At 69.5% G+C, this 20,498-nt stretch carries 19 protein-coding genes; 8 read left to right on the forward strand and 11 right to left on the reverse strand.

What is annotated here, in order from left to right; genetic code table 11:
• Positions 1-27: 27 nt before the first annotated feature.
• Complete coding sequence (locus PSC72_RS03805) at positions 28-1,173, reverse strand: pyridoxal phosphate-dependent aminotransferase (RefSeq protein ID WP_274324562.1); 1,146 nt, start codon at positions 1,171-1,173, stop codon at positions 28-30.
• Positions 1,170-1,658 (reverse strand): Lrp/AsnC family transcriptional regulator, encoded by a 489-nt coding sequence (locus PSC72_RS03810; RefSeq protein WP_274324563.1) that lies wholly within the window; start codon positions 1,656-1,658, stop codon positions 1,170-1,172. The genes PSC72_RS03805 and PSC72_RS03810 overlap by 4 nt, the downstream gene beginning before the upstream one ends.
• A 108-nt stretch (positions 1,659-1,766) precedes the next feature.
• On the opposite strand from PSC72_RS03810, the gene PSC72_RS03815 reads away from it, so the two are divergent.
• A complete protein-coding gene (locus PSC72_RS03815) occupies positions 1,767-2,105 on the forward strand; it encodes a hypothetical protein (RefSeq protein WP_274324564.1) in 339 nt (112 codons plus the stop codon).
• Positions 2,106-2,179: 74 nt separating this feature from the next.
• On the opposite strand, the gene PSC72_RS03820 is transcribed toward PSC72_RS03815, so the two are convergent.
• A complete protein-coding gene (locus PSC72_RS03820) occupies positions 2,180-2,980 on the reverse strand; it encodes an HpcH/HpaI aldolase family protein (RefSeq protein WP_274324565.1) in 801 nt (266 codons plus the stop codon).
• A 119-nt stretch (positions 2,981-3,099) separates the two neighbouring features.
• Here PSC72_RS03820 and PSC72_RS03825 point away from each other — a divergent pair, with 119 nt between their 5' ends.
• Positions 3,100-3,663 carry a thioredoxin family protein gene (locus PSC72_RS03825; RefSeq protein WP_274324566.1) on the forward strand — a complete coding sequence of 188 codons (564 nt, stop codon included), beginning with the start codon at positions 3,100-3,102 and terminating at the stop codon, positions 3,661-3,663.
• Positions 3,664-3,693: 30 nt separating this feature from the next.
• Here PSC72_RS03825 and PSC72_RS03830 read toward each other — a convergent pair whose 3' ends face one another.
• Positions 3,694-4,914 carry a sialidase family protein gene (locus PSC72_RS03830; RefSeq protein ID WP_274324567.1) on the reverse strand — a complete coding sequence of 407 codons (1,221 nt, stop codon included), beginning with the start codon at positions 4,912-4,914 and terminating at the stop codon, positions 3,694-3,696.
• Between the two features lie 84 nt (positions 4,915-4,998).
• On the opposite strand from PSC72_RS03830, the gene PSC72_RS03835 reads away from it, so the two are divergent.
• A complete protein-coding gene (locus PSC72_RS03835) occupies positions 4,999-5,826 on the forward strand; it encodes an SDR family NAD(P)-dependent oxidoreductase (RefSeq protein WP_274324568.1) in 828 nt (275 codons plus the stop codon).
• A 153-nt stretch (positions 5,827-5,979) separates the two neighbouring features.
• Here PSC72_RS03835 and gfo6 read toward each other — a convergent pair whose 3' ends face one another.
• Positions 5,980-7,050, reverse strand: a complete 1,071-nt coding sequence (gfo6, locus tag PSC72_RS03840) for a D-xylose 1-dehydrogenase Gfo6 (protein ID WP_274324569.1) — start codon at positions 7,048-7,050, stop codon at positions 5,980-5,982.
• A gap of 134 nt (positions 7,051-7,184) precedes the next feature.
• Between gfo6 and mvaD the strand changes: the two genes are divergently transcribed.
• A complete protein-coding gene (gene mvaD / locus PSC72_RS03845; protein WP_274324570.1) occupies positions 7,185-8,162 on the forward strand; it encodes a phosphomevalonate decarboxylase MvaD in 978 nt (325 codons plus the stop codon).
• Between the two features lie 25 nt (positions 8,163-8,187).
• Here the strand turns inward: mvaD and PSC72_RS03850 are convergent, their stop codons facing one another.
• Both PSC72_RS03850 and PSC72_RS03855 read right to left on the reverse strand, forming a co-directional pair.
• The gene (locus tag PSC72_RS03850) at positions 8,188-8,610 is read right to left on the reverse strand and encodes a hypothetical protein (protein WP_274324571.1); all 423 of its coding nucleotides are present in this window, start codon (positions 8,608-8,610) and stop codon (positions 8,188-8,190) included.
• Positions 8,611-8,714: 104 nt separating this feature from the next.
• A complete protein-coding gene (locus PSC72_RS03855; RefSeq protein WP_274324572.1) occupies positions 8,715-9,629 on the reverse strand; it encodes a universal stress protein in 915 nt (304 codons plus the stop codon).
• Between the two features lie 115 nt (positions 9,630-9,744).
• On the opposite strand from PSC72_RS03855, the gene PSC72_RS03860 reads away from it, so the two are divergent.
• Positions 9,745-10,452, forward strand: coding sequence for a class I SAM-dependent methyltransferase (locus PSC72_RS03860; protein WP_274324573.1), 708 nt, complete (start codon positions 9,745-9,747; stop codon positions 10,450-10,452).
• A gap of 55 nt (positions 10,453-10,507) precedes the next feature.
• Positions 10,508-11,716 (forward strand): NAD(P)/FAD-dependent oxidoreductase, encoded by a 1,209-nt coding sequence (locus PSC72_RS03865; protein ID WP_274324574.1) that lies wholly within the window; start codon positions 10,508-10,510, stop codon positions 11,714-11,716.
• 1 nt (position 11,717) lies between these two features.
• Here PSC72_RS03865 and PSC72_RS03870 read toward each other — a convergent pair whose 3' ends face one another.
• Positions 11,718-12,785, reverse strand: coding sequence for a chemotaxis protein CheW (locus tag PSC72_RS03870; protein WP_274324575.1), 1,068 nt, complete (start codon positions 12,783-12,785; stop codon positions 11,718-11,720).
• Entirely contained in the window at positions 12,782-13,681 is a 900-nt protein-coding gene (locus PSC72_RS03875; protein WP_274324576.1) for a ParA family protein, read from the reverse strand. The genes PSC72_RS03870 and PSC72_RS03875 overlap by 4 nt, the downstream gene beginning before the upstream one ends.
• Positions 13,682-13,908: 227 nt before the next feature.
• Here PSC72_RS03875 and PSC72_RS03880 point away from each other — a divergent pair, with 227 nt between their 5' ends.
• Positions 13,909-14,439, forward strand: a complete 531-nt coding sequence (locus PSC72_RS03880) for a FlaD/FlaE family flagellar protein (protein ID WP_274324577.1) — start codon at positions 13,909-13,911, stop codon at positions 14,437-14,439.
• Between the two features lie 84 nt (positions 14,440-14,523).
• Here the strand turns inward: PSC72_RS03880 and PSC72_RS03885 are convergent, their stop codons facing one another.
• Positions 14,524-15,306 (reverse strand): TrmB family transcriptional regulator, encoded by a 783-nt coding sequence (locus tag PSC72_RS03885; RefSeq protein WP_274324578.1) that lies wholly within the window; start codon positions 15,304-15,306, stop codon positions 14,524-14,526.
• Positions 15,303-19,205, reverse strand: a complete 3,903-nt coding sequence (locus PSC72_RS03890) for an MMPL family transporter (RefSeq protein ID WP_274324579.1) — start codon at positions 19,203-19,205, stop codon at positions 15,303-15,305. Before PSC72_RS03890 ends, PSC72_RS03885 begins: the two co-directional genes overlap by 4 nt.
• A 254-nt stretch (positions 19,206-19,459) precedes the next feature.
• Between PSC72_RS03890 and PSC72_RS03895 the strand changes: the two genes are divergently transcribed.
• Positions 19,460-20,494, forward strand: coding sequence for a hypothetical protein (locus tag PSC72_RS03895; protein ID WP_274324580.1), 1,035 nt, complete (start codon positions 19,460-19,462; stop codon positions 20,492-20,494).
• Positions 20,495-20,498: the final 4 nt, after the last annotated feature.

Here is a 20,498-nt window from a genome sequence, read left to right on the forward strand (position 1 = left end):
TTAGGGGATAAATACTTCCGAATGGTGTCAATTGATAAACGATTCAATGCGGGTCATCGCTTCCTTGAGATCACCGAGGCCGGTCGCGTAGGAGACGCGTAGGTGACCCTGCCCGCCGGCCCCGAACACGTTGCCCGGGACGACCGCGACTCGCTCCTCTTCGAGGAGGGCTTCGGCGAAGGCGTCGCTGTCGTCCCACGGGCACTCGGGGAAGGCGTAGAAGGCGCCCGCGGCCGGGAAGCAGTCGATCCCCATCTCCTCGAACCGCGAGAGGACGAAGTTCCGGCGGCGGTCGTACTGGGCGCGCATCTCCCGGACCTCGTCGTCGCAGCTCTCCAGGGCCTCCACGGCGGCGTGCTGGGCGGTCGTCGGCGCCGACAGCATCGTGTACTGGTGGATCCGGTTCATCGCCTCGGTGGCCGCTGGCGGCGCGAGCGCGTAGCCGAGTCGCAGGCCCGTCATCGCGTAGGCCTTCGAGAAGCCGTTGAAGACGATGGTCCGCTCGCGCATCCCGGGCAGCGTCGCGATCGAGGCGTGGTCGTGCTCGTAGGTGAGCTCCGAGTATATCTCGTCCGAGAACACGAGCAGGTCGTGCTCGCGGGCGAACTCGGCGACCGGCTCCAGTTCTTCTCGCGTCATCGTCGCGCCGGTCGGGTTGTTCGGGTAGCACATGACGAGCGCGTCGGCCTCGGCGGCGCCGGACGACTCCAGCACTTCGCGGGTGAGTTTGAACTCGTCTGCGGCCCGCGTCGGCACGTCGATCACGTCGGCGCCCGCGAAGCGCGCGCCGGGCACGTACGAGACGTAACAGGGCTGGGCGATGGCGACCGAGTCGCCGTGGTCGAGGAACGCCCGGAACGCCAGATCGACGGCCTCGCTCGCGCCGGAGGTGACGAGGATCTCCTCGTCCGGGTCGTACTCCAGGCCGTATCGCTCGGACGCGTCGACGGCGATCCGGTCGCGTAGCTCCGACATCCCGCGGTTGGCCGTGTACGAGGTCTGCCCGCGCTCCAGGGAGGCGATGGCGGCGTCGCGGGCGGCCCACGGCGGGGCGAAGTCGGGTTCGCCGACGCCCAGCGAGATGATGTCGTCGTACTCCTCGGCGAGTTCGAAGAAGCGGCGGATGCCCGAGGGGGGTACCGAGGCGACGCGGTCGGTCGGGTCGAACGTCATGGCGAGATCGACAGGCGGTCGTCGTCGTGGCCGTCCCCGAACTCGACGCCGCGCTCCTTGTAGCTCTCCATGATGTAGTGGGTCACCGTCTGGGTGATCTCGGGGACGGGCGCCACCTTCTCGCTGATGAACCGGGAGACCTCGCTCATCGAGTCGCCCTCGACCTCCATGGCGAAGTCGAAGTCGCCGCTGACCAGCCGGAGGCCCTGCACTTCGGGGAACTTCGCGAGGCGCTCGGCGATGTCGTCGTAGCCGGTCTCGCGGTCGAGGGTCACGTTCAACTCGACGGCCGCGCGGACGCGTTCGGGCTCGACCTTGTCCCAGTCGACGACGGCCTGGTAGCCCTTGATCACGCCCTCGCTCTCCAGCTCTTCGACGACCGCCTCGACGTCCGCTGCGTCGAGGCCGGTCTGTCGGGCCAGGTCCTCGGTCGAGTACCGCGCGTTCTCGCGGAGCAACGCCAGTATCTCCTCGCGGTCGCTCATACCTACCTACCGGCCCACTGCGAACAAAAGGGTTTCTCCATCCCGGGAGGGAGTCGCACGCTGCCGGGACATGCGGCTTTATCCGCACGTCTCACATAGGCGCTCAGTATGCTCGATACCGACCCCTCCGACGACGCGGGGGACGCCGCGGGCGGCTGGGCCTTCGTCGCCGACAGCGACGGGGCCGCGAAGCTGTTCGGGGCCCTCGTCGACCTGGACGCGGACGACACCTACACCCGATCGGAACTCGCCGAACGCTCGGGCGTTCCGCTGAAGACGCTGTACCTGAACGACCTGATCGCGGCGTTCGTCGACCTCGGCGTCCTCGAAACCGAAGTCGCCCCGTCGGACGACGAGGGCGAACCGCGCTACCGCGTCGTCGCCGACTCCGACCTGCTGGCCGCCGCCGCGGCGTTCGAGGACGCCTATCGGTCCCGGACGGACTGAACGGCGGTCCAGCCGATTCCTCTCTCGCCGATTCCGCTCCCCTTCGACCCGCACAGCGGGCCCGCGACCGTCGACTACTCGGCCGACCGGGATCCCTCGAAGCCGTCGAGCCAGCCGGTGACCGCGGACTTCAGCGCGCCCGTCGTGCTCCCGACGTGGAGGATCTGGTAGCCGTTCTCGGCCTTCTCGTTGACGTCGTCCATCCCGAAGCCGAGACCCCCCAGGGCCACGTCGGCGTCGACGGCCGTCGAGCGGACCCGTTCGATCCCCTCGCTGACCTCGTCGTGGTCGAGTTCGCCGGGGTGGCCGAGCGACACCGAGAGGTCGAGCGGACCGGCGAAGACGAAGTCGAGTTCCGGGACCGCGACGATGTCGTCGATGGCGTCGACGGCTTCCCGGTTCTCGATGGTCACGCCGAAGAAGACCTCCTCGTCCTCCGTCGCGACGTAGTCCTCGGCGAGCCCCCAGCGACGCGCTCGCGGGTTCGCCATGCCGCGGTCGCCCGGTTCGCCGTCGTACTCGAAGCGGGCCGCCCGCGCCGCCCGCTCGACTTCCTCGGCGTCCTGCACGCGCGAGAGGAAGACGTTTCTGACGCCGGCGTCCAGCACTTTCCGGACGAGCGCCGGCTCTGTCGTCGGGACGCGCGCGAGGACTTCCGTGCCCGTCCCCTCGGCGGCGCGGAGCAGTCCCTCGACCGCGTTCGCGTCCCACGGGCTCGGGCCGCCGTGTTCGAAGTCGATCCAGACGAAGTCGACGCCCAGTTCCCCGTAGAACTCGATCAGCGTCGGGCTGTACGTGTTGTCGAGGACGCCCAGGGCGACCTCGCCGGCTTCGACTCTGTCCTTGACCGCGTTCGCTCGGTGGTCGTCGACCATAGGTCCCCATCGGCCGTCGTCTCCCTAATAGTGGTGCAGGCATCGGCCGGAGCCGTCGCGCGCACGGCGGGCCCCCCACCCAAAACGTCATTCTCCCGGCCTCCGTACCCCCGCCCGTCATGGTCGCACTCGACTCCGAGGAAGACGCGCTCGACCGCGGCGACGCCGCACCGGACTTCGAACTGCCCGGCGTGGACGGGGAGACCCACGCCCTCGACGACTTCGCCGACAACGAGGCGCTGTTGCTCGTGTTCACCTGTAACCACTGTCCGTACGCCCAGGCGAAGTTCGACGAGCTGAACGCCCTCGCCGACGAGTACGACGTGGCCGTCGTCGGGATCAACCCCAACGACGCCGAGGAGTACCCCGAGGACTCCGTCGAGAAGATGGAGGAGTACGTCGAGCGCGGCGAGGTGCAGTACGACGCCTACCTGCGCGACGAGAGCCAGGAGGTCGCTGCCGCTTACGGCGCGACCTGCACGCCCGACCCGTTCCTCTTCGAGGAGGTCGACGGCGAGTTCCGCCTCGCCTACCACGGCCGGCTGGACGACGCGCTCAACCCCGACGACGAGCCGACCGAGCGGGAGATGAAGGACCTCGTCGACCGCCTGCTCGCCGGCGAGGACATCGATGACGAGTTCAAACCGAGTCGCGGCTGCTCGATCAAGTGGAAAGACGAGTAGGGGATCGGGAACCGCAGCGCGGCCGAACGCTCAGGGCAGGTCGAGCGGCGCCGACGCGTAGCGGATCTCACAGCGGCCGTCGGCGACGTGCGTCGAGGTCAGCTGGAGTAACTTTTCGCCGTCGGCCGACGGCAGCAGCGGCGTCGTCCAGCCGACCGTCCCGTGGCCGGCGTCGAACTCGTCTTCGAACGCGAGCGGTGCCGACACGCGGTCCCAGTCGTCGAAGTCCTCGAAGTCGGTCGTCGCGAGGAGCGTCTCCCCGCTCCCGGACGCCTGCTCGTTCGCGTCGGTCCGGAGCGTCTTCGCCGACGCCACGACGGCCCCGTCGGCACGGTCCGGATCGGCAGCCCCGTCGGAACCACCGGCGGGCGTCCAGGTCACGTACGGGCCGTTCGTGAGTTGCTCGCCCTCGTCGGTCTCGACCGGTGATCCGAGGTCTTCGGGGTCTCCCCAGTCGCGACCGTCCGGCGACGTCTTGACGAAGACGCCGCCCTCCTCGCCCGGACCGACGACCTCGAAGGTCAGCACGTACCGGCCATCCGGGAGTCGCGTGACAACGGGCATCCCCGGCCGGTCCTCGCCGTTGGGGACGACCGCGTCGAAGACCTCCGCTTCCCACGTCTGTCCCCCGTCGACCGAGCGCCGGTGACCGACGAGCTGGTTGTATCCCTCGTCGCTGTGGCGTTCGTCCGCGAAGTAGCAGACGAGTTCGCGGTCGGCGTCGAGCGCGAACTCGGGTTCCCAGACCGGCGTCTCGCCGGCCTGCGGGACGGCGCGGCCGCCCTCGGCGACCGTGCTGACGTAGGACCACGAACGGCCGCCGTCCTCGCTCGCGTACACGTCGATTTTGGTCTGCGAGCGGTCGTCCGGGATCGAGTTGCCGGCGGCCAGCACCGTGCCGGCCTCCCACGGGCCGACTGACTCGGGCAGTTCGAACAGGACCGGCTGGTAGCGCAGGCCCCAGCCGTTCTCGGTGTCGCGGACGGCCGAGAACGGCTCCCAGGTCTCGCCGCCGTCGGTGCTCCGGTAGATCGGGAAGTACGGCTGGTCCTCGGGGACGGCGTCGTCCACCTCCTCGGCGAACGGGTCGGGACAGTCCGGGTCGGCGCTCGCGTAGTGCTCGAACGTCGCGAGCAGCGTCTCGCCGTCGGTGTCGTCGTGCAGCAGCCGCTCGACGCGCGGGTACATCGCGCCCGCGCCCGGCGCCTCGGCTGGCGGCTCGTACAACACGTTTCCGTCACGTCCTGTCATACTCTCCCTCACCACATCCGGTACCATAGATCCCGGGGATCCGGAGCGGAAAGCTACAAAGGGACCCACGCCGGGAATCGACGTATGGGAACTGTGAACTACGACTTCTCGGACGAGACGGTGATCGTGACCGGCGGGACCTCCGGCATCGGCCGCGAGGTCGCGCTTCGCTACGGCGAGGCGGGCGCGACCGTGATCAACGCCGACATGCGCGAGGAACCGAAGGAAGACGACCTCTCGGCGCCGACCCACAAGGCCATCGAGGACGCGGGCGGCGAGGCCACCTACGTCGAGACGGACGTCTCCGACCCCGAGCAGGTCGGCTCGGTGGTCGAGGCCGCCCGCGAGTTCGGCGGCGTCGACGTAATGGTCAACAACGCCGGCATCTACCGCGACGCCGCGCTCACCGAGACCGACGCCGACGAGTTCGACCAAGTGATGGCCATCAACGTCCGCGGCGTCTTCGCCGGCTGCCGCGCCGCCGCCCGTGACATGCTCGACCGCGGCGTCGAGGGCTCTATCGTCAACACCGCCTCGATCAGCTCCGAGTACGCCCAGCTCGGCCACACGATGTACGACGCCTCGAAGGGCGCCGTGATGATGATCACCCGCGTCGCCGCGCTCGAACTCGCGCGTCACGACATCCGCGTCAACGCCGTCGCGCCGGGCATCATCCGCACCACCTTCGGCCAGGGCAACCCCGACGTCGACGAGGAACTCGGCGACGGCTTCCTGCTCGACGACGCCGACCTGCCGGACCTGCGCGGCCAGGACATCGAGCCGACCGTCCCGATGGGCCGCATGGCGACGCCCGACGAGGTCGCCGGCGCGTACCTCTTCCTCGCTTCCGACGACGCCTCGTACGTCAACGGCCACCTCCTCTACGTCGACGGCGGTTACCAGATTCTCTAAACCATCTTTTTCGCCGGGGGGTCGCTCACTGCGTTCGCGACCCCCCGACCAAAAACATGGGTGAAAAAAAGCCGCATCTCGGCCTTCGGCCTCGATGCGGTGAACCGGCGCCTTCGGCGCCGGATGCTTAGTAGCCCGTCACCGCTATTCCGTTCACAGATCGAGTTCGACGCGCTGGCCGCTCTCGGCGGACTCGTAGAGAGCTTCGATGGCGCGCATGTCGACGAGGCCGTGTTCGCCGTCGGGTTCGGGGTCGAGACCGCGCTGGAGATAGTTGGCGAAGTACTCGAACTCCTCGTGCATCTGGTCGACCGGTTCCGGCCGGTACTCGCCCTCGATGTCCGGTCCGGACACCCGGAGCACCTTTCTCGTGGTCGGGAAGAACAGCCCGTCGATGCTCAGTTCGCCCTCGGTACCGACGAACCGGAGGGTCGAGGCCAGTGTCGCGCTGTGGGTGACCGTACACGACGCGAGTTTACCCTCGGGGAACTCCAGTTGGAACGCCGCGTGCTCGTCGGTTCCCTCGTAGGCCGGCTGTTCGGACTCCGTCCGGGCGTACACCGCCTGGGGGTCCTCCTCCAGGATGAACCGGATCGTGTTCAGCGGGTAGATCCCGATGTCGTTGAGCGTCGTCCCGCCGGCCAGATCGGGGTCGAACCGCCAGCTCGTCTCGTCCACGGCGTCGAGGATCGTGTCCGACATGTGCCCGAGTATCGAGACGACGTCGCCGATGGCGCCGTTTTGAATCAGTTCCCTGGCGCGGCGAACCGTTGGTTCCGTCTGGAGTCGGTAGGCGACCATCAGCGGCACGTCCGTCTCCCGGCAGGCGTCGACGGTCGCCCGGGCGTCCTCGACGGTCGCTTCCAGGGGCTTCTCGCAGAGGACCGCCTTGTCGTGTTCGGCCGCGGCTTCGACGTTGTCGCGGTGGAGTCCGTTCGGCGTGCAGATGTACACCGCGTCGTAGGCGTCGGTCGCCGCGCCGTCGGCCCACTCGTCGTAGGTGAGCGTCGCCTCGATCCCGTCCATCTGGGCCGCGACGTCCTCGGCCTTCTCCGTGCTGGAACTGACCAGGACCGTCGTCGTGCAGTACTCAGCGTCTTCGACGGCGGGGATCGCCTGCTCGCGCGTCCACCACCCGAGTCCGACCATGGCGAACCGGATCGGGTCGGCGTCGGTTGGCTCCTCCCAGTCGCGGGCACTGAAGCTGTCGAGGTCGATCTCCATGAGCGAGAATCGCCCCGCACGACAGATAATACTCACGCACGAGGAGCCACTGCCGGGACACTCGCCCGACCGCAGAACGTCGTCCGACGGACCGGAGCCATAACAGCAAAGTACGGACCCGCGGAGTTGCGGGTATGAAGGCGACCGCGAAGGCCCACCCGATCCAGGGACTGGTGAAGTACCACGGGATGCGCGACGAGGAACTCCGCCATCCGTACCACGACTCCATCAGCCTCTGCACCGCGCCGAGTCACACGAAGACCACGGTCGAGTTCGACCCCGACCGCGAGGCAGACGAGTACGTCGTCGACGGCGAGCCCGTCGAGGGCAAGGGCGCCGACCGCATCCGGAGCGTCGTCGACGAGGTCCGCGACCGGGCCGGCATCGACCACCGCGTCCGGTTCGCCTCGGAGAACTCCTTCCCGACAAACATCGGCTTCGGCTCCTCGGCCTCCGGGTTCGCCGCGGCCGCGATGGCCCTCTCGGAGGCCGCGGGACTGGATCTGTCCCGCCCGGAGGTCTCCGCTATCGCCCGCCGCGGGTCCGCCTCGGCCGCCCGCGCCGTCACCGGCGCCTACTCGCACCTCCGCACGGGCACCGACGACGAAGACTGTCGCTCGGAGCGGATCGAGGTCGCGGACGAACTGGAAGCGGAGGTCCGCGTCGTCGCCGGGATGGTCCCCAGCTACAAGGAGACCGACTCCGCCCACGCCGAGGCCGCCGAGAGCCACATGTTCGAGGGGCGGATGGCCCACATCCACGGCCAGATCGCGAAGATGCGCGGGGAGCTGCGCGACGGCGACTTCGACGCCGCCTTCGAGCGGGCCGAGCACGACTCGCTGTCGCTGGCGGCGACGACGATGACCGGCCCCTCCGGGTGGGTCTACTGGCAGCCCCGCACCATCGAGATCTTCAACGCCGTCCGCGAACTCCGCGAGGACGACGTGCCCGTCTACTTCTCCGTCGACACCGGCGCGAGCGTCTACGTCAACACCACCGCCGAGCATGTCGACCGCGTCGAGGAGGTCGTCGCCGACTGCGGCGTCGACACCCGGGTCTGGGAGGTCGGCGGCCCGGCGCAGATCCTCGACGAGAGCGAAGCGCTGTTCTGAGTCCCGGCGTTCGAGCCCCGTCCGGTCAGGGTGTGCGGTGGCCCACGCTGTCGCCGTCCTCGGACGCGAAGTCGCTGCCGTCACCGGCGATATCGGTCGCGCCCTCGCTCGCGGTCGTCGCTTCCGCTCCGATCCCGTCGTCTCCGGTATCGATCCCGTCGTCTCCGGTATCGATCCCGTCGTCGGTTCCGTCGCCGATTCCGTCGTCTCCGTCACCGATCCCGCCGCCGTCGCCGATCCCGTCGTCTCCGCCGGCGATCCCGTCGGTTTCGGCTTCGGTGTCGCCGCTCGATCCGCTGCTGTCGGACGATCCGGGCGTGTCACCTCCGCCGAGACCGTCTTCGGCCTCCGCTGTCTCGTTGTCGGCGGCCGGTCCGGCTTCGCCGCAACCGGCGAGACCCGCCGCTACGAAGGCTCCGACGGCCGCGACGAATCGTCTCCGTCTCATACTCTCTCTGAACGTCGACTACCCCGCATACGGGCATCCCCCTTCGGGTTGCCCCTGAAAGCCGTCGAACTCTGCCAGGGAGACCGCGCGTTCGGGCGCTGGAACTACAAGTCCTCGTCCGTCCGGACCGACAGCACGGGGGCGTTCGCATGGCGCATCAGGCGCTCGGTCGTGCTGCCGAGCAGGACCCGATCGAGGCCGGTCCGGCCGTGGGTCCCCATCGCGACGAAGTCGATGGACGCGGAGTCGACGTAGTCGACGAGCGACGAGCCGGGCGACCCCTCGATTACCTCCGAGGTCGCATCGAGCCCCTCCTCGCGGGCTCGCTCGGCGATCCGCTCCGTCGCGTCCTCGCCGCTGGACACGAGCGGTTCGAGGATGTCGCCGGTCGCCGCGCCGCCGCCGCCTCCCCCGCCGGGGACCGCGGTGTCGGCGCCGCCCGCCAGCGCCATCGTGTCGACCACGTAGACGGCGTGGACGGTCGCGTCGAACGCGTCGGCGACCGCGATCCCGTGGTCGATGGCCACCTCGGCGGCGGGGCTCCCGTCGGTCGGGATCAGCACGTCGTCGTACTCGGTGGTCAGCGTCCCGTCGACGTCCCGGACGGTCACCACGGGAACCGTCGACTCGCGGACGACCTGGGCGCTGGTACTGCCGGTCACGACTCGGTCCAGACCGGTCCGCCCGTGGGTGCCCATCACGACGAGATCGATCCCTTCCTCGGCGGCGTAGTTCACGATGGTCTCCGCAGGGTCGCCGTCGACGACCGCGGTCTCGACCCGCCGGCCGGTGGCCGTTTCCGCGACCGATTCGACGGCCGTTTCGGCCTCGGACTCCAGCCGATCGACGAACTCGTCGTCGATGCCCCCCGCGTCGAACGGGCCGGCCTCTCCCTCGACGTCGACGACGCCGAGGACGTGGACGGTCGCGTCGAAGGCGTCCGCGAGCGCGACCGCGTGGGCCGCGGCGAACTCGGACGTCTCGCTACCGTCGGTGGGCACGAGGATGGACTCGTACATAGGAACGGTAGGGGCGCGAGTCCTTTCAATGACCGGTCCCTCGGCCCCGCGGCGGTGATCCGCACGGTCGTTCCTGTCAGATATCGTTATCACGCTCCCTGTGGTAGACGATCCCATGCCGATCGACGAGCCGACGCGGGAGGCATACGAGATCATGGCGGAGGAGAACGCCGACTGGAGCGACGAACCTCACCGCCGACACCTCGAATGGCCGGCGACGCGGTCGCTACTGCCAGACCTCGACGGGCTGCGACTGCTCGAAGCCGGCTGCGGCATCGGCGACTACACCGAGTACTTCCTCGAGCGAGGCGCCGAGGTGGTCGCCGTCGACGCCACGGCGGCGGCGGTCGAGCGGGCGCGCGAACGGTACGCGGACGACCCGGTGACGGTCTACCACGCGGACCTCACCGAGCCGCTGACGTTCCTCGACGAGGATTCCGTGGACCTGGTGGTCAGCCAGCTCGTCCTCGAACACATCCCGGACTGGCGACCGGTCTTCGGGGAGTTCGCCCGCGTCCTGCGCCCCGACGGGCGGTTCGTCTTCTCGACCGGCAACCCGGTCTCCGGGTGGAACGGGCCCGACGACGCCGAGGCGTACTTCGAGACCGAGAAGCTGACCCAGGACTGGGGAGAGATGCAACCGCGGAACTACCGGCGGCCGCTGGCGGAGCACCTCAACCCGCTCGCAGAGTCCGGGTTCGCGATCGAGCGGTTCCTCGAACCGACGCCCGACCCCGCCTATCGGGAGGTCGACCCGGAGAAGTACGAGCGGCTCACCACCCTGCCGCGGTGGGAGTGCGTCCGCGCACGCCTGATCGAGTAGCCGACCGCGGCGGGTTCGTCAGTGGGCTTTTCTCGATAGCGGCCGCAGGTCCGCCATGCGCGTCGCCGTCTTCGGCGCCGGATACGCCGGCCTGACCCTCGCCCGCCGACTCGAATCGGAACTGCCCGAGGAAGTCGAACTGGTCGTCGTCGACGAGGACGGCTCCCACCTCGTCCAGCACGAACTCCACCGCGTCGTGCGCCGCCCGGACCTCGTCGCGGAGATCGTCGTCGACCTCGACGACGTGCTCGACCGGGCGACCGTCCGCGAAGCGACGGTCACCGACGTGGACACCGCGGCCGGCGTCGCGACGCTCGACGGCGGGGACGGCCAGTCCCGCCTCGACTACGACGTGGGCGCGGTCTGTCTCGGCGCCGAGACCAACTACTACGACCTCCCCGGCGTCGAGGCCCACGGAACGCCGCTCAAGCGACTCGCCGACGCCGAGCGGGTCCGCGCGGACTTCTTCGACGCCGCCGAATCCGCCGGAGCCGACGACCCCGCCCGGATCGTCGTCGGTGGCGCCGGCCTCTCGGGGGTGCAGGTCGCGGGCGAACTCGCCGCGCTCGCGAGCGACGAGGGCGCCGGGGCGTCGACCGAAGTAGTCCTCCTCGAACGGGAAGCCAGCGTCGCACCGCGATTCCCGGAGAACTTCCAGCGGGCCGTCGCGGACGAACTCGAAACACGCGGCGTGCGCGTCGAGACCGACCGCCGCGTCGCGGGCGCGGACGGAGACGCGATCACCTTCGCCGACGGCGAGGCGATGGCCTACGACCAGTTCGTCTGGACCGGGGGCATCCGCGGTCCGGACGCGCTGGACGGCGAGCGCCCGGTCGTCCGCAACACGCTCCGCTACGAGGACGGCACGTTCGTCGTCGGTGACGCCGCGCGCGTGGTCGACACCGACGGGGAAGCCGTGCCAGCGAGCGCGCAGGCGGCCATCCGCGAGGCCCGCGTCGCTGCCGACAACATCGCCCGCCTCGTCGAACACGAGCGCTCAGGCGACGGCGGGTTCGAGCCCCGGCTGGACGGCTACCGCTTCGACTCCGTGGGTTGGCTGGTCAGCGTGGGCGACGGCGCCGTCGCGCAGGTCGGCCCGACCGTTGTCACTGGTCGAGCGGCGAAGGCGCTGAAAACGTCGGTCGGCGCGGGCTACCTCTCCAGCGTCGGCGCCGTCGAGAACGCGGTCGACCTCGTCAGGGAAGAAGTGGGGTGGCCGGAGGGCGAGGAAGACGACGCCGCAGAACGGCGCGACGCGAACTGAGCTACCCGGTCGCTTCGTCGAGGTCGAGTTCGGGCGTCGTCCAGATGACGAACTCGCCGTCGCGGTCGACGACGCCGTTGACGTGGTCCTGGTCGACCGGCGAGGGGTTGACCTCGTCCTCGGTGATGGGCGTGACCTGATTCACGTCGTCGACGACCCAGCCGACCGCCCCCTGGTCGTCGAACTCGTCGGGGTCGAAGACGACGATGAGGTCCTTGCTCCCCTCCTCGGGGATGTCGAGCAGGACCTTCGGGTCGAGGATCGTCGTGATCTGCCCGCGCAGGTCGACGACGCCCTCGACGCAGTCGGCGGTGTTGGGCACTCGCGTCACCGTCTCGCGCTTGACGATCTCCTCGACGTACTCGATGTCGAGGCAGTACTGCTCGTCGCCGAGCGCGAACTCCAGGACGCGCGTCTCCTCGCCGGTCTGGGTCTCCGCGCCCTCGGCGCGGCCGGCCGCGCCGGGTGCGACCGGGTCGACGCCGCCGTCGTCCTCCTCGCCACCAGCGTCGCCGTCCGGCCCGTCCGCCGAACTCAGCCCCGCCTGGCGGGCCATCTCTTCGACGTCGACTTCGACGTCGCCCACGTCCGCGCCGGGGATGTGGATCGTCCCGCCCTCGTCCGTCTCGCTCAACTCCGCGGCCGCCTCCGCCGCCGCGGCGGCCGCGGACTCCGCGTCGTCTACCTCTTCCGCGTCGTCGACCGCTTCGCCGTCCGCCGACTCGTCGTCGGCGTCAGCCGATACGTCGTCGGCTTCGGCGTCGGCGGGCTCGTCGTCCGTCGAGTCGGCGGGGTCGTCGGCCCGCGTTTCTCCGTCGTCCTCTGCGGAGTCCGCGTCGTCCGTGGGCTGGTCCTCCTCGGACGCAGCCTCCCGGTCCGCGTCGCCGCCGTCGGGAGCGGGGTCGGCGGACGCGTCGGCGTCCGGTTCGTCCGCGTCGTCGGCCTCGGCGCCGTCCGCGGACGAGTCGGCCGGCTGGTCGTCGTTCGATGCGTCGTCCTGTGGCCGGGAACCCTCTCGCATCTCGCGGATGCGGCGGGCGCGGTCCATGCGTTCGTCGTCGTCAGTCATGCTGTAACCTCCGCGTAGCCGAACTGCCGGTCCAGGTCCTCCGCGATGTCGAGGAACACCTCCGTCATGTCCACCGACGGGTCGTAGGCGAACAGCGACTGCCCCGCGGAGAACGCCCGCTGGAGGGCGACCCGCTTGCGGACTTCCCAGACGGGGTCGTCCGCGAAGACCGCCTCGAACCACTCGAGCATCGTCTCGTCCTCGCCCGTCGTCTCCACGCGGTTGGCGACCACGCCCAGCGTGTCGACGGTGATGTCGGCCTGGGACTCCAGCGCCGCCATCTGGTCGATGAGGAGCTCGATGGCCCGCTCCGAGGTCGCCTCGGTCAGCGCGGGCACGAGGACGTTCCGGGTGGCGAAGATGCCGGTGTCGGTCAGCTTCCCGTAGAACGGCGGCGAGTCGACCACGACGTAATCGTAGTCGTCCTCGACCGCCGCGAGCGCCTCGTCCAGCGTGTCGAGCGCGTGCCCGCCCGTGACCGTGTCGGGCGTGACGTTGACCGCGAGCGACGACAGCGCTTCGGGGTCGATGTCGGCGTCGCCGGCCGTCGCGCGAGCGACCAGGTCTGCGATGGTCAGCTCGCGCTCGGCCTGGAGCATGTCGATGTTGCTCGGGACCACGTCCATCTCGGGGTGGTCGACTATCAGGTCGCCGAGCCGGTCGCGCTGACTGCCGTCGGTCAGCACGTCGAACAGCGTCGGCGGCGCCGAGTCGAACTCGTCGAGCAGGCCGAGCCCCTCCGTCGCGTTACCCTGCGGGTCGAGGTCGACGAACAGCACGTCGCGGCCGCGCTCGTTGAGCGCCCCGGCGACGTTGATCGCCACGGTCGTCTTGCCGGTCCCGCCCTTCGCGTTGGTCACGCAGATGCGCGCCGGTCCTGTTCTGCTGGTCGCCACGTTGTCTCGGTCTCTGCCCTACCGGCTTATAAAAATACGCGCCGGGCTATCAGAAGCTGAAATCGGGGGCCAGCGACCCGACGATCCGTAACTGTTCGACGGTGGCCGCCCGCGATCGAGGGTCGGCAGTTCGCCGCGCTCGCGGCCTCAAGTGGCGGGTGTGTCGTCAGACGGCCGTCTGACCGAGTGGAAGATTTAAGCCACCGGGTGAGAATACGGACAGTATCATGACGATAAACCCCCGGGACTACGACCTCAACGAGCTGCGGGAGATGGCCCGCAAGCGCGGCGACGCCGACGTCGACGAGCGCCGAGCCGACCACGACGACCCGACCGACCCCGCCGACCCGGCCGACCCCGCGGAGATGGAGTGGGGGCCGCTCGACGAGGGCGGCGACGTGAACATGTCAGCCGGCGACTCCTTCCGCGCGGGGCTCTACCGCGAGCTCCTGCCGCTGGTCGGCGGGAGCGACGACCTCTCGAAGCCGTACCTGCGCTCGATCCCCGACACCTACGCCGCCGAGTTCGTCGTCTTCGAGTGGCTGGAGTTCCTGCTGATGCACGCCGGCTACAAGGGCGCGGCCGACGCGCTCCACTACTACGAGTCCATCGACTGGATCACCGAAGACGTCGAGTCACAGCTCAACGACTACCTGCTCGGCATCGACGAGAACGGGTCCAACGACGGCGTCGACCTCGACGTGGACGACCACATGCTCAGCCTGGTCTACGTGGCCAAGCTGACGAACATGCAGTAAGCGCGGAGCGCGGCCGCCGAGTGCGGCCGAGAAGTCGTCGCGGGTACCGTCCGTCGAACTCGCCGGTCGCGGGGGTGGCCGGCGCTACAGTTTTGCTTCGATGTCGTCGTCGAGGTGGCTCCGGAGCAACTGGAGGAGCACCGTCGCGATGCCCGTGTCCGAGCTCCAGATGGCCGTCTCCGTGCGGACGCCGGGGAGCTCCTCGCCGCCGAGCACGCTGAGCAGGACCGTCTCACCGTCGACCGCCAGCAGGCGCCCGGCCGCATCGGCGGTCGGGTCTTCGGGGAACGGTGCGACCGTGACCGCCGAATCGGCGAACTGCTCGGTGATCGCGGGGTCGTCGCTGAACTCGCTGCAGACCCACACGTCGACTTCCTCGGCGCGCTCGCGGAGCGCGGCCGCGACCTCCTCGTCGACGAGTTCCGGGCCGCTCGCGTAGAGGACGTGCTCGCGAGCGTCGGCGACGATCTGCCGGACGCGAGCGGAGACGTTGTCCCGCCCGTGGACCGTCCAGACGCCCTCCTGGTGCTCGTCCTTGTAGTCCTCGCCCCGGCGCGCGGTCTCGAGGTAGTCGAACGCCCGCGCCTGTTCGCGCTCGAAGCGCTCGGTCAGCGTCTCCCGGGCCTCGTCGAGCGGCACCGCCCGGTACTGGATCGGGTTGGACTGCTGGACTTCGACGAGTCCCCGCTCCTCTAAGTTCTCGGCGGCGCCGTACACCTGCGAGCGGGGCACGTCGGTCATCCGGTCGACGTCCCTGGCGGTGCCGGCGCCGAGCCGCTCCAGCGCGATGAACACCTGGGCCTCGTACTTCGAGAGCCCGAGCCGCTGGAGGGCCTCGACCGCCTCCGACTCGCCGTCGTCGGTCATCGCTCGCCCCCCTCGCCGTCCACGGACGAACCGTTCCCGTCGACTGATGGGCCTTCGCCGTTCGATCGCGTCCGCTCGCCTGCACGCTCCGGGTCGGTCGCTGCGTCCCCGTCGCTGGCGTGCTCGTCGAGCCAGGCGTGACAGACCCGTTCGAACGCCGGGACGGAGAGCTGGCCGGCCGCGAGGTGACTGCCGGCGTCCGCGAGGTCGCGGTCGGTCACCCGGTCGCCGCCGAGGACGGCCCCGGCGACGTCGGTCGTGACCGGCGCCGCGTCGGCGCCCGCGACGGGGACCACGTGGTCCGGCAGGAGCAACTCACCGTCGAAGGTCACCGCCTCGCCGTCCGCGAGGTCGTCGGGGACCGTCACCGTGTACTCGACCTGCGCCGCGGTCTCGGCGTCGAACTCCCAGAGGACGTATACGCGCCCGTCCATCGCCACTCGCTCTATCGGCTCCGGCGTCACCTGGTCGAGCGTTATCGACCCGACCGAGGGAGCCTCGCGGAACACGACTCGACCGGAGGCCGAGGGAAGCGTGACGGTCACGCGAGTAGTCCCGCCGGGCCAGACCCGTCCGGGCGTCAGCGAGCGCGTCGCGAACGGCATCGCGTCCCCGTTCGTTTCGGCGCTCGCCGCGGGCACGGCCGCCGCGTCGGTCGCAGCCTCGCTCGGGGTCGCAGTGTCCGGGCCGTCGTCCGCGGTAGCGGCGTCGGGCGCGCCGTTCGTCGCGGCCGCGCCGGTCGCGCCCGCGGCGACTGCTCCGCTCGCGGTAGTCGCAGCGGTCGAATCGTCCGCGGCGCCGTCCGCGCCGACAGACCCGTCAGCACCCGTTCCGTCCGCCGGCCCGTCGTCCGCGATCGGATCGGCGTTCGGTCCGTCGTCGGAGGAGTCGTCCGGGTCGAACGCGTCGGCCGGGCCGACGTGGCGGGTCCAGACCGCCAGCAGGCTCGGGAGGACGAACACGCTCGCGAGGAACGCGTAGACGATGGTGAGCCCGGTGATGAACCCGAACTGCTGGAGCGGGGGCAGGATGGCGAACACGAGGACGCCGAACCCGCCGACGGTCGTCGCCGCGCTCCCCAGCAGAGCGCCGCCGGTTCCGGTGACGGCGGTGTGCATCGCGTCGCTGGCGCTCCCCTGCCGGTCGAGTTCCAGGCTGAACCGCTCGCTGACGTGGATGCTGTAGGCGACGCCGAGGCCGATGGTCAGGCTGGTGATCATCCCCGTCAGGAGGTTGAAGGGGATGTCGAGCAGGTACATCGTGCCGAGGATCCACGAGACGTTGAACACGACGGGCAGCAGCGTCACCAGTCCGAGCGTCGCGCTCCCCTCGGCGACGCGGTAGACGACCATCAGGAAGACGAACGAGACGACGAGCGTGATGATCAGGCTCTCGACGACCGTCTGCAGCAGGTCGTCCTGGACGATCTTGTCGACGATGGGGCGGCCGGTCGCGGTGACGGTCACGTCGCCGCCGGAGACGGCAGACTCGACGGCGTCCATCTGGGTCGTGACCGCGGACCCGGAGGCGCCGCCGTTCAGCGAGACGGTCAGGCGGAGTGCGCGGTAGTCGCCGCCTTCGCGGTGGATGACGCCCGCGGCTTCGTCCGGCGCCGCGTCGAACAGCGCGTCGTAGACGCCCTCGACGTTCTGGTCGGGGACGCCATCGCCGTCAGTGTCCGCCGCGGCGAAGGTGGCGTTGAACGTCTCGTTGGTCGCCGCGACCGAGCGCATCACGGTGAGCGGACTCCGCACGTCCGCCTCGTCGTTGGAGAGCCTGACCGTCACGGGTTTGTCGGCGGCGAGGTTCCCGGTTCTGTTCACCCGCTGGAGGGCGTCGGCGGTCGCCACGTCGCCCTCGAAGAGGAACTCCGCGGCCGAGTCCTCCCGCAGGAAGTTGGCGTTGACGTACTCGAAGGTCGCCCGCATCGAGTACTCGCCCGGCTGCATGCTCTCGGGCAGGTTGTCCATCCACTCCGGGGGCTCCTCGGCGATGAAGTCCTTCTGCTGGAAGGAGGTGTCGACCTGCGTGGCGCCGTAGGCGCCGCCCGCGCTGATCAGCAGCGTGAGGACGATGACCGCCCACGGCGCCCGCTCGGCCGCGCTCGCGCCGAGCGAGAGGACGCGGCTGAACGCGCCGCCGCCCGTCCCGAACGCTCGCTTGCGCCGGTCGAAGCCAAGCCGCTCCAGGAAGGCGTCGGCCTCGACCTTGATTGCGGGGATCAGCGCCCCGAAGACCACCAGTGCAGCCGCGATACCGATCGCGCTCACGACCCCGAACTCGCGGATCGGTCCGACGGGGCTGGTGAGGTTCGAGAGGAACCCGATGACCGTCGTCGCGGTCACGAGCACGAGCGCCGTGCCGACGCCAGCCAGCGCGATCCGCATCGCCTCGGCGACGGACGCGTCGTCGCTCCCGTCCGACCGCGCCTCGCGCTCCTCGCGGTGGCGCATGAACACGTGGATGGCGTAGTCGATAGACAGCCCGATCAGCAGGACCGGTATCGCGACGAACAGCTGGTTGAACGCGATGTCCATCCAGCCCATGTATCCGAACGTCACCAGCAGGGTGAGCGCCAGTCCGAGGACGCCCAGGACGATGTCGAGCAGGTCGCGGTACGCGAACGTGAGCACGACGAGGACGAAGATAGCGGCGAACGGCCCCACGACGGTGAGGCTGTCCTCCATCGACCGGTTGGTCTCGTCGGCGATGATGCCCGCGCCGAACACCATGGCGTCGTCGCCGAGTTCCTGCCGCGCGAGCTGCTGGATTGCGGTCTGGGAGGTCTGGATGCGCTCGCTCGCCGACCCGCCCGTGACCGCCGACTCCGTCGTCTGCGTGAGGACGATCATCGTCGCGTTCGCCGAGGTCGATCCCGGCTCGTAGCTCGTCGGCATCAGCGCGAACGCCTGCGCGCCGCTGTCCTGGCTCAGGACCCGCTCGACCGTCGACTCGACCGCCGACGCGTTCATCGATTCGATCTGGTCGATCTGGTCGGCCAGCGGCGGCATCGAACCGTTCTCGACGCGCTGCTGGAGTCGCTGCTGGTCCCGCTGGAGCGACGACGCGCGCTCCCGTAGCGCGCGAGCGTCAGGGGCGAGCACGCGCTCGATGCCGGCGTACACCTGCCCGAACCGCTGCTGGATCTCACCGGCGCGCTGCCGGTAGGTCGACTCGTTGATCTGGCCCTGCGCGTAGGAGGCGTTCAGCGACGCAAGCTCCGTCTGGAGCGTCCGCGCCCGGGAGGTCAGCTCCGTGAACGTCGCGGTCTGGTTGGCCGAGAGGCCGGTCGTCGCCCGCTCGCGCACGGAGGTGAGGTTCCGCTCGATGGCTGCCGATCGCTCCCGATAGGTGGCGTTGTCGAGCTCACCGCGGGCGTACGAGCGGTTGAGTTCGACGTACCGCTGCTGGAGTCCCCGCGTCCGGTTGAGGGCCTCGCTCAGCCGCGCGCCGGTCTCGTTGAGCCGCTGCCGGTCCGCGCGGAGCGCCCGCCCCCGCTCGGTCAGATTGGCCGCCTGTTCCTCGCGGATCGCGGCCGTCGCGACCACGTTGGCGACGCCGACCGGCGGCTGGGCGTCCGAGAGCGTCCCGTTGATCGAGCGGTCTTCGAGCACGGCACGCTCGAACCGCAACTGTTCCAGGAGCGCGCCGCGCGCGAGGACGTTGTCGCCGCGGACGATCACCTGGACGGACGTCGTGTTCGCGCCCGTCCCGAAGTTCGAGTCGACGTAGTCCAGCTTCTCGGCCTCGACCGAGTCGGTCTGGAACTGCGACAGCGACGAGGAGTCCTCGACCTGCGCGGCGCCGACGCCGACGGCCCCGATCACCAGGAGCAGGCCGACGATCACCAGCCGCCTGTGGTCGACGATGCCCTCCGCGACGTCCCTGATCCCGACCATCAGCGATCCCTCCGTCCGGCCGCGTCGATGTGTTCTCTCATCACGACAACTCTGTTGTTAGGATTCTACTAACGGACGCACTTAACCATGCCGAATGGGATCTGCGCGCCGCGGGCGCCAGTGTCAGCGCGACGGACGGGCGCCGTGTCCCCTAATTTCCGAGCCTGCTGCGCGTAATTTCCGTGCACTCGGACGTTCGCAGAAACGATAATTCGCGGGGTACATTTATCCGGGGTTGTGCTAAATCCCGGGGCATGAGCGACGACGAGCCGGTCCCGATCGGCGTGAAGCTCGGCAGCACCCGAACGGTCCTGGCCTACCCCGACGAGGACGGCGAGATAGAGACGATCCGGACGCTGACCTGTCTGGCGACGTACGAAGACGCACTGACTGGCGAGGAGCAGGTCCTCTACGGCGAGGAAGCCGCCCGCGAGTACCCCGACGAGGTCCAGTTCATGCTCCGCTCGGGCCTCCCCGAGGACGAGGACCGCGCGGAACTGACCAAGAAGTTCTTCGAGGCGTTCATCGACGCCAACGACATCCCCGAGAACAGCGGCGTCGTCTACGCCATCCCGACCATCGACAACCCCGAGGGGCTGGACAACCTCGAAGCGGTCATCGAGGAGTCGTCGATCGGGCAGGCGCTCGTCGAGAGTTACCCCGAATCGCTGTGCGGCGCCATCCCGGCCCGCGGCGACGACCTGGAGGCCATCGAGGAGATCTTCGTCGCCGTCAACATGGGGTCGACGAACCTCGAAGCGTCCGGCTACCGCCGGGGCGAACAGCTCGCGCCGTTCACGACCGGCGCCGTCACCGGCAACGAGGTCGACCGGATGATCGCCAACTACGTCGAGGAGGAGACCCAGGGCCGGGTCAACATCGACACCCAGACCGCCCGGGAGTACAAGGAGGAACACGCGGACTTCGAGAGCTTCGAGCCGTTCACGGACATCATCCAGCAGCCCGGCGGCGGCTCCCACGAGTTCACCATCGAGCGCAGCGTCATGGACGCCTGCAACGAGTACCTCGACGACGCCGTCGAGGAGTTCTGCAACACGTTCCTGCCCGAACTCGCCAACGACTACATGAAGGTGTACCAGCTCGCGCTCGACAACCGGATCGTCCTCACGGGAGGCATGGCCTGCATCCCCGGCATCGTCGAGGAGTTCGAGCGCCGCGTCAGCGACGAACTCGACCGGGAGGTCGAAGCAGTCGCCGCCGGGCGTCCCGACATCTCCCCGTCGCTCGGCGCCCAGCGCATCGCCGGTCGCCTCGTCGATTCGCTCTGAAGCG

This window comes from Halosimplex aquaticum, from assembly GCF_028747785.1.
Taxonomy (GTDB): domain Archaea; phylum Halobacteriota; class Halobacteria; order Halobacteriales; family Haloarculaceae; genus Halosimplex; species Halosimplex aquaticum.